Here is a 919-nt window from a genome sequence, read left to right on the forward strand (position 1 = left end):
CGCGGCCGGCGGCACCCACCAGGCCCGCCTCGAGCGCGACGTCTCCGCCGCCGAGCACGCCCGCCGCCTGGCGCAACTGTCGGCCACCGAGCACGGCCTGTGCTTCGGCCGCACCGACGACACCGAGGGCCGCACCCTCTACATCGGCCGGACCGGGCTGCGCGGCGCCGACGGCGAGATCATCCTGACCGACTGGCGCGCCCCGGCCGCCCGCCCCTTCTACACCGCCACGCCCGCCGACCCCGGCCCGCTGGTGCGCCGCCGCCACCTGCACACCCGCAGCCGCACCGTGGTCGGTCTCGACGACGAGGTCTTCGACCCGGAGCGCCTCACCGAACCCGACCGGCGCACCCTCGTCGGCGAGGCCGCGCTCATGGCGGCGCTGCGGCGCGGCCGTACCGGCAGGATGAGCCAGGTGGTGGCGACCATCCAGGCCGAGCAGGACCGAGTGATCCGCTCCGGCCTGGCCGGAGCGCTGGTCGTCGAGGGCGGTCCCGGCACCGGCAAGACCGTCGCCGCGCTGCACCGCGCCGCCTACCTGCTCTACACCCACCGCGAGGTGCTGTCGCGGCGCGGCATCCTCGTCATCGGCCCCACCACCTTGTTCTCCCGCTACATCGGCCAGGTGCTGCCCTCCCTCGGCGAGACCGACGTGGTCGTGGCGACCGTGGGCGAGCTGCACCCCGGCGTGCGGGCCGGCGCCGACGACTCCCCGGCCGCCGCCGTCGTCAAGGGGGACCTGCGCATGGCCGGTGTCGTCGCCGCCGCGGTGCGCGACCGCCAGCGCCTGCCCGACGGCGACCTGGAGGTCTCCTTCCCGGTACGGACCTCCCTGCGCGGCGGCGTCGAGGTCGTGGTCGAGGAGATGACCCTGCGCGCCCCCCCGCAGCGTCTGCGCCGCGGCCCGCGACCGGGCCCG

1 protein-coding gene is annotated in these 919 nt (G+C 76.9%); it reads left to right on the forward strand.

Going from position 1 to position 919, the window contains the following annotated elements:
• Positions 1-919 (forward strand): HelD family protein (locus ACWJ6R_RS37095; protein WP_449066664.1); only part of this gene is annotated, 919 nt, incomplete at both ends.

The organism is Planomonospora algeriensis, assembly GCF_977012225.1.